The sequence below is a fragment of the Pseudomonas sp. SG20056 genome (genome assembly GCF_031764535.1).
Taxonomy (GTDB): domain Bacteria; phylum Pseudomonadota; class Gammaproteobacteria; order Pseudomonadales; family Pseudomonadaceae; genus Aquipseudomonas.
Genome location: NZ_CP134499.1, coordinates 514319 through 529540, shown reverse-complemented (window position 1 = coordinate 529540; position 15222 = coordinate 514319). Strand labels below are relative to the sequence as shown.

The following is a 15222-nucleotide window of genomic DNA, read 5'->3' as shown; positions in this document are numbered from 1 at the left end:
TGAAGTAACTCTGGGCAAGCGGGGCTTATCTCAACCCTTGCGCAATACGCCGTAGACCACCTGATAGGTCGCTGGCAGGCCTTGTGGCTGACGGAACTGCTCATAGGCGTTAAGCAATGCCAGCATGCGCGCCCGTCCGGTTAAACCGCCGGGCCGTCCTGGATTGAGGTTGTGCGCGCCCAGAGCTTTCAGCTCATGGGTCAGGCTGCGTACATCAGGGTAGTAAAGGGTTTCCGGCATGGTTTGCAGGCTGAGCAGCGCCAGCCCGCTGTCATCACACAGGCGCTGATAATCTTCAAAGCGGCGGAAGCGGTTGACGTGGACAAAGCCATCCACCGCCTGCCAACTGTCGCGCAGCTCCTGCAGGGTGCCGACACACAGGCTGCTGAACGCCAGCACGCCACCTGGTCGCAGCAGCCGTGCGGCCTCACTGAGCACCGCAGAAAAATCCGCGCACCATTGCAGCGCCAGGCTGGAAAACAGCAGGTCGCAGGACGCCTCGCGCAACGGCAGGCGCTCGGCATCGCCGGCAATAAAATGCTGCGCGCCACCCAACGGCCGAGCGTGCTGCAGCATGCCTTCGGCGATATCCACAGCCACGCCCTGACTGAGCGGAAAACGCTCGCTCAGCGCACGGCTGAAATAGCCGGTGCCGCACCCCAGATCGAGCCAACGCGTCGGGCTGATCGCCGCCGGCAACTGCGCCAGCAGCTGCAGGCCCACGTTGCGCTGCAGAGCCGCCACACTGTCGTAGCTCTGCGCTGCGCGGGAAAACGACGCCGCCACCTGACGTTTATCCGGCAGGCCGCCGAGTGGGTCATGGGCCAGATCAGTCATCACAGGCCTCATGCAGAAAGGCCTGAATCGCCGCGGCAACTTCATGCGGACGTTCCAGGGCAAAGGCGTGGCTGGCGTTATCAATCAGGCCGACTTCGACATCCGGCAACAGCTCCAGCAAGGCCTGCGCGGCGCCGGCTGGGACCAGCGCATCGGCGCCGGCAAACAGATGCAACTGCGGGCCGACAAAGGCCTGCAGCGCCGCCCGCGCATCCAGGTTCGCCAGTAAATCCAGCCCGGCCAGCAGAGTCGCGGACTGCGCCAACGGAGCGGCACCGAGCAACTGCCGCGACAGGCCGCGAGCATCCACCGCGCCTTGGGCGCAAAGCAGGGTAAAACGCTTCAGGGTGGTGGACGCATCAACGGCGCAGCCCTGGCGGAACGCATCAAAGGTCTCGGCGGGCATAGCCGCAGGCCAGCCTGGTTCGGCAACAAAACGCAAGTTGCTGGCCAGAGTCAGCAAGCCGCTGCAGCGTTCGCCACGGCGTGCCGCCAACTCAGCGGCAAGCATGCCGCCTAGGGACCAGCCGCCGAGCCAGGTGTCCTGAGGCAGGGTGGCATCCAGTTCATCCAGCCACTCGGCCGGATCGCTGGACCCCAGCATCGGCAACGGCTCGATGTCGACATGCAGACGCGGATCAATACCACGCAAGGCCTCGACCAGCGGCTGCAAGGGCGCCGTGCCCAGACCCCAGCCGGGTAGCAGAATCAGTCGATCACGCATGCACGGCCGCCTCGCTCGTCAGCAGCGGCCAGCATTCAGCCAAAGCCTCCAGCAGCAGCTCCAGCTGTTCCAGGCTGTGCGCTGCGGACAAGGTGACGCGCAGCCGCGCGCTACCCGCTGGTACGGTGGGCGGACGAATCGCGGTGACCAGCAAACCACGCTCGCGCAGCATCTGCGACAGCTGCAGAGCGCGACCACTGTCGCCGATCAGGATCGGCTGAATCGGCGTGGCGCTGTCCATCAGCTCCAGACCAATGGCCTGCGCACCTTCGCGGAAACGCTTGATCAGGGCATTCAGGTGTTCACGCCGCCAATGCTCGCTGCGCAGCAATTCCAGGCTTTTCAGGGTGGCGCAGGCCAGCGCCGGCGGCTGGCTGGTGGTGTAGATATAGGAGCGGGCGAACTGCACCAGGGCTTCGATTAGATCGTCGCTACCTGCGACAAACGCACCGGCCGTGCCGAAGGCCTTGCCCAGGGTGCCAACCAGCACCTGTACATCGTCCAGGCCCAGGCCGAAGTGCTCGACAATCCCACCGCCGGTGGTGCCCAACGGGCCGAAACCGTGGGCATCATCGACCATCACCCAGGCACCCGCGCGGCGCGCCTCAGCACACAGCGACGGCATATCGGCCAGATCACCGTCCATGCTGAACACACCGTCGGTGACGATCAGGGTATTACCGCTCACCTTGCGCAAACGATTGGCCAGACTGACGCCATCGTTATGCAGGTAACGGGAAAACCGCGCGCCGCTAAGCAGGCCGGCATCCAGCAGGGAGGCGTGGTTAAGCCGATCCTCCAGCACGCTATCGCCCTGTCCGACCAGGGCGGTGACCGCACCGAGGTTGGCCATATAGCCGGTGGAAAACAGCAGCGCGCGAGGGCGCCCGGTGAACTCGGCCAACGCTTCTTCGAGCTGGTGATGCGGTGTGCTGTGGCCGATCACCAGATGCGAGGCGCCGCCGCCCACTCCCCATTTCTCTGCCCCGGCGCGCCAGGCTTCGATCACCTGCGGGTGATTGGCCAGGCCGAGGTAATCATTGGAACAGAAGGCCAGCAATTGCCGGCCATCGACCTGCACCAGCGGCCCCTGCGGTGATTCCAGCAGCGGGCGCTGACGATAGAGGTTGGCGGTACGGCGCTCGGCGAGGCGAGCGGATAAGTCGAAAGGCATAGGCAGACCTGGCAGATGCCCGTTTGCGAAGACCCGATCCATCAGCGATCTGCGGCGATCACCGAGAGGCCGAACCGCCGCAAACAGGCTTCTGCATAAACAGCGGTTTAGGCCGAAGCGGCGTTATAGAACAGCTTGGAATCACGCTGTTCGACCAGGGCCTGCTCAATGGCCGCCTGATGCACTTCATCGGCATGCTCTTCGCGCTCTTCCGGCTTGATGCCGAGGCGGGCGAACAGCTGCATATCCTGATTGGCTTGCGGGTTGGCGGTGGTCAGCAGTTTTTCACCGTAGAAAATCGAGTTGGCGCCGGCGAAGAACGCCAGGGCCTGCATCTGCTCATTCATCGCCTCGCGGCCAGCGGACAGGCGCACATGCGACTGCGGCATCATGATCCGCGCCACGGCGAGCATGCGGATAAAGTCGAACGGATCGACATCCTGCTCATCAGCCAGCGGCGTGCCTTTGACTTTCACCAGCATGTTGATCGGCACCGACTCCGGGTGCTCCGGCAGGTTGGCCAGCTGAATCAACAGGCCAGCGCGGTCATCCAGCGACTCGCCCATGCCGAGGATGCCACCGGAGCAGATCTTCATCCCCGAATCACGCACATAGGCCAGGGTTTCCAGGCGGTCGGCGTAAGTGCGGGTGGTGATGATGTTGCCGTAGAACTCCGGCGAGGTGTCGAGGTTATGGTTGTAGTAGTCGAGGCCGGCAGCGGCCAGGGCCTGGGTCTGTTCTTTATCCAGCTTGCCCAGGGTCATGCAGGTTTCCAGGCCCAGCGCTTTAACGCCCTCGACCATTTTCAGCACGTAGGGCATGTCTTTGGCCGACGGGTGCTTCCACGCCGCGCCCATACAGAAACGGGTGGAGCCAATGGCCTTGGCCTCGGCGGCGGCCTCCAGCACTTTCTGCACTTCCAGCAGCTTTTCCTTTTCCAGGCCGGTGTTGTAGTGGCCGGACTGCGGGCAGTACTTGCAGTCTTCCGGGCAGGCGCCGGTCTTGATCGACAGCAGGGTCGAGACCTGCACGCGGTTCTGGTCGAAATGCGCGCGATGCACGGTCTGCGCCTGGAACAGCAGGTCGTTGAACGGTTGCTCGAAGAGCGCCTTGACCTCACTAAGAGTCCAGTCGTGACGCAGGTTGGCGGCGGTAGTGGCGCTCATCGGTAATTCCTTATTGTTGGCGGCGTCCTGCTAGATTCAGCGGACGCGACACGGATGTTCGGCATAGTTATGGAAGGCGTATGCGCTGTCAACCCAACTCACAGCACCCGGTTTACAACTGGTTAAAAAGCAAGCAAACCTGCCTACTCTGCGATGAAGCCGCAGACGCCGCGCTGGCCATCTGCACCAGCTGCGAAGCCGAGCTGCCCTGGCTTGGCGGGCATTGCCAGGTCTGCGCTCTGCCGCTGCCCAGCCAAGGCTTGGTATGCGGGGCCTGCCTGAAGAAGCCGCCGAGTTTTAGCAAAGTCGAAGTGCCCTGGCGCTACGCCTTCCCCATCGACAGCCTGATTACCCGGTTCAAGCATCAGGCCAAGTGGCCATTGGGACGTCTGCTCGGTGAGCTTTTGTCACACCACCTGCAACATGCTTTCGATGAAGGGTTGCCGCGCCCCGACCTGCTGCTGCCCGTGCCCCTGGCGGACAAACGCCAACGTCAGCGCGGTTTTAACCAGGCCGGCCTGCTTGCTGAATGGCTGAGCGCCAGCCTACAACTGCCGCAAGAGGCACACTGGCTGCAGAGGGTGATCGACACACCGGCGCAACAGCAGCTGGATGCGGCCACCCGTAAACGCAACCTGCGAAAAGCATTCGCCTTGGCGCCGAACAGTGCAGTCAGCGGCCTGCATGTGGCACTGGTCGATGATGTGCTGACCACCGGTGCAACCGCCGAAAGTCTGGCGCATCTATTAAAGAAGGCCGGCGCGGCGCGGGTTGATGTCTACTGCCTGGCGCGCACACCGAAACCTGGCGACTGAGCGGCTAACGGCGGTTAAGGGTTACACTTTGCGGCCCACCTGCTGGAGTTACCCATGTCCCATCCATTTGCCGCACTCACACCCGACCTGGTGCTGGATGCCGTGGAGAGCATCGGCTACCTCAGCGACGCCCGCGTACTGGCGCTGAACAGCTATGAAAATCGCGTCTATCAGGTTGGCATCGAGGACGAGACGCCGCTGATCGCCAAGTTCTACCGTCCTGATCGCTGGACCGATGAAGCAATTCGCGAAGAGCACAGCTTCACCTTCGAGCTGGCCGAGTGCGAAGTACCGGTGGTTGCGCCGCTGGTACGCGACGGCGAAACCCTGTTCAGTTACCAGGGCTTTCGCTTCGCCCTGTTCCCACGCCGTGGCGGCCGCGCGCCGGAGCCCGGCAACCTCGACCAACTGTATCGCCTCGGCCAACTGCTCGGCCGCCTGCATGCGGTCGGATCACTCAAGCCGTTTGCCCACCGTGAGGCCTTGCAGGTAAGCAACTTCGGCCATGCATCGCTGGCCACCCTGCTCGATGGCAACTTTATTCCACGCAGCCTGCTGCCGGCCTACGAATCGGTGGCCCGCGACTTGCTCAAGCGTCTGGATGCGCTGTTCGCCGCTTACCCGGTACAGGCGATTCGTCTGCATGGCGACTGCCACCCCGGCAACCTGCTGTGCCGCGACGAGACCTTCCATATGGTCGACCTCGACGACTGCCGTATGGGCCCCGCAGTGCAGGATTTGTGGATGATGTTGGCTGGCGACCGCCACGAACGCCTCGGCCAACTGTCGGAGTTGATGGACGGCTATCAGGAGTTTCACGATTTCAACCCGCGTGAACTGCCGCTGATCGAAGGCCTGCGCACCCTGCGCCTGATGCATTACAGCGCCTGGCTGGCACGGCGCTGGGACGACCCGGCCTTCCCCATGAGCTTCCCCTGGTTCGGCAGCGAGCGTTACTGGGGCGATCAGATACTGATCCTGCGCGAGCAGCTGTCGGCGTTGGATGAAGAACCGCTCAAGCTGTTCTAAACCGGCAACACCTCTAATCGAGAAAGGAGTTCTCTATGTCCATCGTCGAACGCTGGTTTGGTCCGGGCTTTGTTCAACTAAATCCTTTGCTGCAACAGCTACACCAGCAGGGCGGCAAGCTGCATGGACAGGTCGATCTGCAACTAGGTCGCGATCTTGCCGGAATCGTCGGGACACGCCTGGCGACACGTTTGGGCATTCCAACAGAGCACACACCTGTGGCATTTCAAGTGGATATCCATGGTACAGATGACTGCCTGCACTGGAACCGCTGCTTCGCCAACTCCGCCGTGCTCTACTCACGCTTTCAGCCCAGTGGCAGTTGGCCAGATGGTTACTGGCTGGAGTCCACCGGGGCACTGACACTGGCCTTGGCGGTAGATATTCGCCAAGGCGGCTGGTACTGGCGGCCGCTCAAGGCCTGGCTGCACGGAGTGCGCATTCCACTATGGCTACTGCCACGTACCGAGGCCTACAAACGTATTGAAAATGGCCGCTATCACTTCTACGTCGGCTTCAGTCTGCCCCTGCTTGGCAACCTGCTCAGCTACAGCGGGGCGCTGCAACTGGAGAGCGCGACAGCCGAGTTGCACGACCACACGCCATAACAGTTGCCAAGGCCCTGTAAAGCCAGGCTTACGCTAATTAGTCATGTGGCGTTAATAACAAAGTTGAACGGCCAGACAAGTCCCTGCCACGCCGACTAGAATCGCAACCCTCTCGTTAGCAGCCTAAGCAAGGACCCAGCATGGCCACCGCCAACCCGCGTCGCGGGTATATTCTCGGCCTGACCGCCTACATCATCTGGGGCCTGTTCCCGCTCTATTTCAAAGCCATCCAGAGCGTGCCAGCGCTGGAAATCATCGTTCATCGCGCACTCTGGTCCGCGCTGTTCGGCGCGCTGTTGCTACTGGTGTGGAAGCACCCCGGCTGGCTACGCGAGCTGCTCAACAATCCCAAACGCTTTGCCGTACTGGCCTTGAGCGGTGTGCTGATCGCCAGCAACTGGCTGGTGTATGTGTGGGCGGTAAATAACGAGCGCATGCTCGAAGCCAGCCTGGGCTATTACATCAACCCGCTGGTCAACGTGCTGCTGGGCATGCTGATCCTCGGCGAGCGTTTGCGACGTCTGCAGTGGCTGGCCGTGGCCCTGGCAGCGCTGGGTGTGCTGCAGCAGCTGTGGCAGGTGGGCAGCATTCCCTGGGTGTCCCTGGTACTGGCGCTGACCTTCGGTTTCTACGGGCTGATTCGCAAGCAAGCGCCGGTGGCTGCCCTGCCCGGCCTGGTGGTGGAAACCTGGCTACTGCTCCCGCTGGCGCTCGGCTGGTTAATCCTGCACCCAGCTGCGATGAGCACCCAGGCTGATTTCTGGAGCACCCCGGAAGCGCTCTGGCTGATCGCCGCCGGCCCAATTACTCTGGTGCCGCTGGTGTGCTTCAACGCCGCCGCTCGCCACCTGCCCTACACCACCCTGGGCTTCCTGCAGTACCTGGCTCCCACACTGGTGTTGCTGCAGGCGATCTTCCTGTTCGGGGAGCATTTCGACCCGAGCAAGCTGCTGGCCTTTATCTGCATCTGGACGGGGCTGGCGATCTACAGCGTGGATGCCTGGCTAAGTCTACGTAAACGCCAACTTGACTAAAAAACAACCAGCACTCTGTAACGCCCGAGGCAGCTGGTCTGCAGCCAGTTGCCCCCGGCTTATCCACAGAAGCATCCCCGGCCTTTGTGCACAACAAGTTGCTAAGTGCTTAAAAAATAAGCACTTAGCAAAAAGCCCCGGGGCACTAGGCAGTGCTCCGGGGCTCCTCATGCTACGCACAGAGTTATCCACATGGATCGTGGATAAACAGCGGCTCTAGCTGGCTGTTGAAACGTAGGCGAGGCAGGCAAGACAAGGCGCTACGCCAGTAACAGCCTCCGGCTGGTCAAAACGGCGAGGAAGCGGACTGAGCTCGCACGCGAGATTGCTGGTGCAAATGAGCATTACTCGTTTCACTTGCCCTCCGGGCCGCGCTAAAGCGCGTTAGCCGCAAGCGGCTTGCCGAGCCTGTTTTTAACGCCGGATTGCCAACGCAGGTAGTTTCAACGGCCTGCTAGTCTTCGACCTGCAGCTTCAGCTCCACCATCAGATCATCAGCCAGGGTTTCCAGGTGCGTCTGCAACTGCTCCAGGCTTAGGCTCTGCGGCACACCCAGCACGGCCTGGGCCTGGAACAGCAGCTCGCCGCTCATGGGCGCAGGCACCACTTCGGTGTTCAGGCTTTCCAGGTTGACCCCATGGCTGCTGAGCAGGCGGGTGATATCGCGCACGATGCCCGGACGATCATTGCCCACCAGCTCCAAGCGAATGGCCTGCCAAACCGTTACCGGCTCGGTGCCGCCTGCGGCGATCTGCACACGAATGCCATGGGCCTGCAATTCCTCCAGCGCCGTGACCAGGCCGGAATGCGCGTCCAGCGGCACATCCACCCGCAGGATCCCGGCGAACTGTCCGGCCATGCGTGACATGCGGCTTTCCAGCCAGTTACCGCCGTGCTCGCTGATGCACTGGGCGATGCGTTCGACCAGCCCCGGCTGGTCCTGGGCAATAACCGTCAATACCAGATGATCCATAAACAACTCCTTATACGAGGCTTATTTGAGCGCCAGCCAATAGGTAAAAAACACCTCGTCACGCACATAACCCAAGCGTTCGTAGAGGGCTTGTCCTGGCAGATTGCTCTTTGCCGTCTCCAACTGCAAACCGCAGGCTCCGGTGGACTCGGCATGAGCGCGAGCGGCGTTCATCAGCGCCTCGCCAACACCCTGGCGGCGCACCTGCTCGCTGACGTACAGGTCACTCAGCAGCCAGGCTGGCTGCAGTGCCAACGAAGAGAAAAAGGCATAGAGCTGGACGAAGCCTTGCGCCACACCTTGATTATCTCGCGCCAGCAGGATGGTCGAATCCTTGTTGCGCAGGCGCGCGGCGAGAAAGTCCCGCACCTGCGACTGAGGCTTGGGCACCTCATAGAAGCGCAGATACGCGCCAAACAGCTCGGCCAGTTCATCCAGATCCACAGCAGTGGCTGCCTGTATATGCATGGTGATCACATTCCATAAACGGTGGAGCAGCAGTATAGGCAGGCGCGCCTATAGCAGTAGATCGAGAAACATGCGCAATAAACTGTGTACTGTTTTTTAACTTTTATGAAACAATATTCAAAGTTTACCGCGACAATACGCCACACACAGTGACTGCAAAGCACTTCTTGGTCGCAGAGCGACGCGCACCCACTGATTTTCCCCGGATCTTGATGTAGTATGCCGCGCCTCGGACTACATGACGTATTTCCCATGTCCGACGCGGCTATTGAGTAGAGCTGAGCAGAGTGAGGCAAGTGATGACTGAACGCGTTCAAGTAGGCAGCCTGCAGGTTGCCAAAGTGCTGTTCGACTTCGTGAACAACGAAGCCATCCCCGGTACCGGCATTGCTGCCGATAAGTTCTGGGCGGGTGCCGAAGCGGTCATCAATGACCTGGCCCCGAAAAACCGTGCGCTGCTCGCCAAACGCGATGCGATTCAGGCGCAGATCGACGGCTGGCACCAGGCCCGCGCAGGCCAGGCCCATGACGCCGCTGCCTATAAAGCCTTCCTTGAGGAAATCGGCTACCTGCTGCCAGAACCGGCGGACTTCCAGGCCACCACACAGAACGTCGACGAAGAAATCGCCCGCCTGGCCGGCCCGCAGCTGGTCGTACCGGTGATGAACGCGCGCTTCGCCCTGAACGCCTCCAACGCCCGCTGGGGCTCGCTGTACGACGCACTGTACGGCACCGACGTGATCAGCGAAGAAGGCGGCGCCGAGAAAGGCCGCGGCTACAACAAGGTGCGTGGCGACAAGGTAATCGCCTTCGCTCGCGCCTTCCTCGATGAAGCCGCGCCGCTGGCTGCTGGCTCCCATGTCGATTCCACCGGTTACCGCATCGAAGCCGGCAAGCTGGTTGTCAGCCTCAAAGGCGGCAGCAACAGCGGCCTGCGTGACGACGCACAACTGGTTGGTTTCCAGGGCGCAGCTGACGCGCCTGTTGCCGTCCTGCTCAAGCACAACGGCCTGCACTTCGAAATCCAGATCGACGCCTCCAGCCCGATCGGCAGCACCGACACCGCCGGCGTCAAAGACGTGCTGATGGAAGCGGCCCTGACCACCATCATGGACTGCGAAGACTCGGTTGCTGCCGTCGATGCCGACGACAAGGTCGTGGTCTACAAGAACTGGCTCGGGCTGATGAAGGGCGATCTGGCAGAAGAAGTCGCCAAAGGTGGCCAGACCTTCACCCGCACCATGAACCCGGACCGCGTCTACACCAAGGCCGACGGTAGCGAGCTGACCCTGCACGGCCGCAGCCTGCTGTTCGTGCGCAACGTCGGTCACCTGATGACCAACCCGGCGATTCTCGATGCCCAGGGCAACGAGATTCCGGAAGGCATCCAGGACGCGCTGTTCACCAGCCTGATCGCCATCCACAACCTGAATGGCAACACCAGCCGTAAGAACACCCGCACCGGTTCGGTTTATATCGTTAAGCCGAAAATGCACGGCCCGGAAGAAGTCGCCTTCACCACCGAAATCTTCGGTCGCGTTGAAGACGTCCTCGGCTTGACTCGCAACACCCTGAAAGTCGGCATCATGGACGAAGAGCGCCGTACCACCGTCAACCTGAAAGCCTGCATCAAGGCCGCCAGCGAGCGCGTGGTATTCATCAACACCGGCTTCCTCGACCGTACCGGCGACGAAATCCACACCTCCATGGAAGCCGGCGCCGTAGTGCGTAAGGCCGCCATGAAAGCCGAGAAGTGGATCAGCGCCTACGAAAACTGGAACGTCGATATCGGCCTGGCCACTGGCCTGCAAGGTCGTGCGCAGATCGGTAAAGGCATGTGGGCCATGCCCGACCTGATGGCCGCGATGGTCGAGCAGAAAGTCATGCACCCACTGGCCGGTGCCAACACCGCCTGGGTTCCATCGCCGACTGCCGCCACCCTGCACGCGCTGCACTACCACAAGGTCGACGTGTTCGCCCGCCAGGCCGAGCTGGCCAAGCGCGAGCGCGCCTCGCTGGACGACATCCTGAGCATCCCGCTGGCCAAGGACACCAACTGGTCGGCCGAGGAGATCCAGAACGAACTGGACAACAACGCCCAGGGCATCCTCGGTTATGTAGTGCGCTGGATCGACCAAGGCGTCGGCTGCTCCAAGGTACCGGACATCAACGACGTTGGCCTGATGGAAGACCGCGCCACCCTGCGCATCTCCAGCCAACTGCTGGCCAACTGGCTGCGTCATGGCATCGCCACTGAAGAGCAGATCGTCGCCAGCCTCAAGCGCATGGCGCCGGTGGTTGACCGTCAGAACGCCGCTGACCCGCTGTACCGTCCGCTGGCACCGAACTTCGACAGCAACATCGCCTTCCAGGCTGCCCTGGAACTGGTGGTCGAAGGCGCCAAGCAGCCGAACGGCTACACCGAGCCAGTCCTGCACCGCCGCCGCCGCGAGTTCAAAGCCGCCAACGGCCTGTAACCGGCAGCTGCAGTCGCATAAAAAACCGCCCTTCGGGGCGGTTTTTTATTGGCAGAATCTGGTTAGCTCAACTGCACACCTTTGGTTTCGCGCTCATCATCGTGCAACTGCTCAAGTAACTTATCGCTAGCCAGTACCGGCAGACGCAACGCCGTCCCGGGAAACTCGATGGCCGCCAACGCGCCATGCTCATGATTGTGCAGGATCAGCACCTGCTGGTTCTGCAGACAGTCGAGAATCGCCAGCGACACCTGGAAATTCTCTGACAGGCCCACCTCACACACATCCGGCATGCGCCCGCGGCGCTCATAGCCGCTGGCGCGCTGCTCGTTGTATTTGGCCCAGACCAGGAGCACGGCGCCGATCAGCAGCGCCACCAGCAAATAGATCAGCAGGGTGTCCAGGGTCAGCAGAAATTCCGTCCCCAGCGACAACCGTGGACCCTGCTGATCGTTGGCGATTACCGCAGCTACCCCCTGCACCAGCAGATAACCGAACCCTACCCAAGCAATCAGCGTCAGCAGGGCGTCAATGCTGCGCGGTAGCCATTTTTGTTGCGTACGAATCAGCAGACTCATGAGGCACTCCGTTTGATGCCACGATCCGGGCTGACCCAGCGCGCGCGTTGCTGGCGGCGCTTGAGCATGACCTTGGGAAAGCTGACCAGGGTGGTAAATAGGGTGAGCATCCAGAACGCCAGCGGGTACCAGATGATCCAGAACAGCGAGCGGGCCAATCCCTCTTCATAGCGGCGCTCGATCAGCAGGCTGAGGCTGAACTGCACCAGGCACACGCAGGCCAGCACCAGCCCGGTAAAGGCCGGCGGCATCATGCTAGTGACTTGCAGGTTGGCCGGCAGCTCAACCACTTGACCCGTCAGCCAGAGCAGAATCGACAGGGCAAAAGTGAAGGCCCAGGCAGCCGACAGGCAGAACTCGATCAGCAGCGGCCACATGTAGCGAAAGCGCCAGACCCAGATGCTGCCGACGTTTTTCAGCAGCACTTCGGCACCACCCTGGGCCCAGCGCAGGCGTTGCTTCCACAAACCGCGCAGGGTTTCCGGCATCAGAATCCAGCACAGTGCACGTGGCTCGTAGAAGATTGACCAGTGATCGAGTTGCAGCTTCCAGCTGACGTCGATGTCTTCGGTGATCATGTCGGCGCTCCAGTAGCCGATGCGATCCAGCGCGCTGCGGCGAAACGCGGCGATTACCCCGGAGACGGTAAATACCCGGCCGTAGACCCGCTGAGTGCGCTTGATCAGGCCGATGATCGAAGAGAACTCACCGACCTGGATGCGCCCGACCAGGGTCGAGCGGGTGCGGATGCGCGGATTGCCGGTCACCGCGCCCACCCGTGGGTTGTCGATCAGCGGCGCCACCAGATAGGCGGCAGCGTCCTGATCCAGCAGGGCATCGCCGTCGATGCACACCAGATACTCGCTACGCGCCGCCAGCGCACCCATACGCAGGGCCACTGCCTTGCCCTGGTTCTGCGCCAGGTGCAGCACGCGCAGACGCGGCTCTTCGGCAGCCAGCTGGTCGAGCACGGCGCCGGTGTTGTCGCTGGAGCCGTCATTGATGGCGATCACTTCAATCGACGAATAGCGTTGTGCCAACGCCGCGCCGATGGTTTCACGCGCGTGCTCGCCTTCGTTGAAGCACGGGATCAGGATCGACACCAACGGCTCGCCGGCCAGTTCCGGCGGCATCACCTCGCCGGTATTGGACCAGGGCCAGTGGCGCTCCCAGTGCAGCCAGAAATAACAGCCACCGGTGATCCACAGCGCTGACATAAACAGCGGGTAGAAAAATACGAAGTCCAGCAGCACATCTCCGGTCAGGCTCAGCGCCACGCCCACCGGCGCGCCAAGCACCAGCAGCAGAATCAGCAGGGCATAGATACGATCAATCATGGCAACGGATACCAGGCATTGGAGAACGCCGGACGAATGCTCTGCACACGCGGCTGGTCATTGATGAAGTCGTCGGGGTAGTAGCCGTAGTTGCGCACGCCATTCCATTGCAGGCGGCGCATCCACTGGGCAAGCAGCTGGCTGTCGATCGGTCCGGCACTGCCACTGCGCCAATCACGCGCCTGCAACTCGAACACCGTGCGCTGCAACGCGCCGGGGCGCTTAGCAATCTGCTGCACCAGGTTGTCCAGCCAGGCATCGGCCTGCGCCTGCTCGACGCCTTCCATAAAGGGCATGGCCATCGGCGCGGTCCAGTCGTAGCTGGCGAGGAAGTCGTCGAGGTTCTGCGCGAACCAGGTTTCGCTGTAGGGGTTGATGATCGGCTGGGCGTACATGTTGCGCGCCGTCTTCACCTGCGGCCCACGAATGGAACGGACCTTGGCCGTCAGCTCGTTGGTAAAGTCGATCAGGTAGCGGCTCTTGAAGCGCGTCCAGCGTTGCAGGGTGTCCTCGTCACCACGCAGCAGGGCGATATCACCCGGCAGGCCAGCGGCGCGATAAGCCGCCAATGCCGCCGGGCTGGCATCTTCGAAATCCGACAGCAGTGCATCGTCGTGGTAGAGCACGCCGAAGAAGTTGGCGTGCCGCGCCAAGTCTTCATAAATCTCGCCGATCTGCTGGCGCACCATCGGATCGAACGGCGACAGGCGGCGGTACTGCTCGGCATCCACCGCAGGCGCGCCATCCGCCGACCAGCGCTGCACCCGTGGCAGGCTGGCAGCCAGGTCAAAACTGAGCACCGGCATCCAGGCGAACACTTCGACCTTGGCGCGGGTGCGCAGCTGCCAGGCCATGCGGTTGAACAGGTCGGCGCGCACCGGCAGGTGACGGTTGGGGAAGTACAGCGACTTGACCAGACCATCGCCCTCGGGGTCGGCATAGGCCTGCAGAAACACCGTGGTAATGCGCAGATCGGCAATCCGCTGCACCAGTTTGCCGAGGTTGGCATCCATCTGCTGTGGGTCGGCGTCGTAGACATAATCCAGGTCAACATGCGCCACGCGCATCAGCTCTGCTTCTTCCACCGCGCTGATAGCGGCGGCAAAGCGACTGGTGTCCGGGTCGCCATTGAGCAGAAAGCGCGGCCCCTGCTGCAGGCTGGCGAAGGCGCTCAGGCCATCTTCCAGGGTCAGCGCCAGCTCGTAGCCATTGTCACCGACGATCTTTAACGCCGTGCCGCTGGCCGCACCATAAGGCCAGACCCAGACGCGCGGCGCACGGCCGCTGGCAGCCTCGATCTTGGCGCTGATGCGCGCCACATCCTGGCCGATGCGCGCGCTGTACTCGGCGTCGCTCTCATAGCGTTTCTGCTGCGGGTCGTACAAACGCGTCACGGCGGCCGGCTGCACATTACCCTGGGGGTTGGCCAAGGCGCCGTAGTGCAGCGCATCCGTGTGCGCAGCAATCTCCACCAAACCGCTGGCGGCAATTTCATGGATTTGCGCCCAGGTTACAAAACGCTCACGCGCCACTGGCAGGCCGCCGAAATCCACCGGACGATCGGCCGGCGTGTCCATCCAGACGCCCACCGGGGCCAGTACGGCAGGCCACTGATAGGCCTTGAGGATCGGCAGAACGCGGGTGTAAAAGCTGCTGTAACCGTCATCAAAACTCAACAGCACGGCTTTATCCGGCAGCGCCGGGCCACCCTGACGGGCCGCCAGCAGTTGATCCACCGACACCGCCTGGTAACCGTTGGCCTTGAGCCAGGCCAGCTGTTCGATCAGGTTGGCGGAGCGCACCGACATATAGGCCTGACTGGCATCGGCATCCTCGACGTCGTGATAGGCCAGCGCCAGCACCTTGCCCTGCGGCCACGGGCTTTCACCTGCCGCCTGCATACGCTGCTGCGGCGGAGTGAAGGGCGGAGCGGAAACGGCGCAAGCGCCGAGCAACAAAGCGACCAGCCCGAGCAGGCCGCAGCGGGAAAAAAAGCCCATGG

Annotated in this window: 14 protein-coding genes; 5 read left to right on the top strand and 9 right to left on the bottom strand. The window is 62.1% G+C overall.

Annotated features, from left to right (window positions below):
• Positions 1 to 30 precede the first annotated feature (30 nt).
• From bioC to bioB, 4 genes are all read right to left on the bottom strand, one after another.
• The gene (gene bioC / locus RHP75_RS02530) at positions 31 to 837 is read right to left on the bottom strand and encodes a malonyl-ACP O-methyltransferase BioC (RefSeq protein WP_311090340.1); all 807 of its coding nucleotides are present in this window, start codon (positions 835 to 837) and stop codon (positions 31 to 33) included.
• Positions 830 to 1561: an alpha/beta fold hydrolase gene (locus RHP75_RS02525; RefSeq protein WP_311090339.1), complete on the bottom strand. Its 732-nt coding sequence runs from the start codon at positions 1559 to 1561 to the stop codon at positions 830 to 832. The genes bioC and RHP75_RS02525 overlap by 8 nt, the downstream gene beginning before the upstream one ends.
• Entirely contained in the window at positions 1554 to 2735 is a 1182-nt protein-coding gene (gene bioF / locus RHP75_RS02520) for an 8-amino-7-oxononanoate synthase (protein ID WP_311090338.1), read from the bottom strand. Before bioF ends, RHP75_RS02525 begins: the two co-directional genes overlap by 8 nt.
• 107 nt (positions 2736 to 2842) lie before the next feature.
• Positions 2843 to 3901 (bottom strand): biotin synthase BioB, encoded by a 1059-nt coding sequence (bioB, locus tag RHP75_RS02515; RefSeq protein WP_311090337.1) that lies wholly within the window; start codon positions 3899 to 3901, stop codon positions 2843 to 2845.
• An 80-nt stretch (positions 3902 to 3981) separates the two neighbouring features.
• Between bioB and RHP75_RS02510 the strand changes: the two genes are divergently transcribed.
• The 4 genes from RHP75_RS02510 (at position 3982) to rarD (ending at position 7387) form a co-directional block, all read left to right on the top strand.
• Positions 3982 to 4716, top strand: coding sequence for a ComF family protein (locus tag RHP75_RS02510; RefSeq protein ID WP_311090336.1), 735 nt, complete (start codon positions 3982 to 3984; stop codon positions 4714 to 4716).
• 54 nt (positions 4717 to 4770) lie between these two features.
• Positions 4771 to 5745: a serine/threonine protein kinase gene (locus RHP75_RS02505; protein WP_311090335.1), complete on the top strand. Its 975-nt coding sequence runs from the start codon at positions 4771 to 4773 to the stop codon at positions 5743 to 5745.
• A gap of 35 nt (positions 5746 to 5780) precedes the next feature.
• Entirely contained in the window at positions 5781 to 6353 is a 573-nt protein-coding gene (locus RHP75_RS02500; RefSeq protein WP_311090334.1) for a DUF4166 domain-containing protein, read from the top strand.
• Positions 6354 to 6493: 140 nt separating this feature from the next.
• On the top strand, positions 6494 to 7387 hold the full coding sequence (gene rarD / locus RHP75_RS02495) for an EamA family transporter RarD (protein WP_311090333.1): 894 nt from the start codon (positions 6494 to 6496) through the stop codon (positions 7385 to 7387).
• Positions 7388 to 7841: 454 nt separating this feature from the next.
• Here rarD and RHP75_RS02490 read toward each other — a convergent pair whose 3' ends face one another.
• Both RHP75_RS02490 and RHP75_RS02485 read right to left on the bottom strand, forming a co-directional pair.
• Positions 7842 to 8360, bottom strand: coding sequence for a glycine cleavage system protein R (locus RHP75_RS02490; protein ID WP_090255057.1), 519 nt, complete (start codon positions 8358 to 8360; stop codon positions 7842 to 7844).
• A gap of 21 nt (positions 8361 to 8381) precedes the next feature.
• Positions 8382 to 8828 (bottom strand): GNAT family N-acetyltransferase, encoded by a 447-nt coding sequence (locus tag RHP75_RS02485; protein WP_311090332.1) that lies wholly within the window; start codon positions 8826 to 8828, stop codon positions 8382 to 8384.
• A gap of 299 nt (positions 8829 to 9127) precedes the next feature.
• Here RHP75_RS02485 and RHP75_RS02480 point away from each other — a divergent pair, with 299 nt between their 5' ends.
• Positions 9128 to 11305 carry a malate synthase G gene (locus RHP75_RS02480; protein ID WP_311090331.1) on the top strand — a complete coding sequence of 726 codons (2178 nt, stop codon included), beginning with the start codon at positions 9128 to 9130 and terminating at the stop codon, positions 11303 to 11305.
• Between the two features lie 62 nt (positions 11306 to 11367).
• On the opposite strand, the gene pgaD is transcribed toward RHP75_RS02480, so the two are convergent.
• Genes pgaD through pgaB form a run of 3 tightly spaced genes read right to left on the bottom strand, consistent with a single transcriptional unit; the run spans position 11368 to position 15220 of the window.
• On the bottom strand, positions 11368 to 11883 hold the full coding sequence (gene pgaD / locus RHP75_RS02475) for a poly-beta-1,6-N-acetyl-D-glucosamine biosynthesis protein PgaD (RefSeq protein WP_311090330.1): 516 nt from the start codon (positions 11881 to 11883) through the stop codon (positions 11368 to 11370).
• Complete coding sequence (gene pgaC, locus RHP75_RS02470) at positions 11880 to 13220, bottom strand: poly-beta-1,6-N-acetyl-D-glucosamine synthase (protein WP_311090329.1); 1341 nt, start codon at positions 13218 to 13220, stop codon at positions 11880 to 11882. The genes pgaD and pgaC overlap by 4 nt, the downstream gene beginning before the upstream one ends.
• Positions 13217 to 15220: a poly-beta-1,6-N-acetyl-D-glucosamine N-deacetylase PgaB gene (gene pgaB, locus RHP75_RS02465; RefSeq protein WP_311090328.1), complete on the bottom strand. Its 2004-nt coding sequence runs from the start codon at positions 15218 to 15220 to the stop codon at positions 13217 to 13219. The genes pgaC and pgaB overlap by 4 nt, the downstream gene beginning before the upstream one ends.
• Between the last annotated feature and the right edge of the window lie 2 nt (positions 15221 to 15222).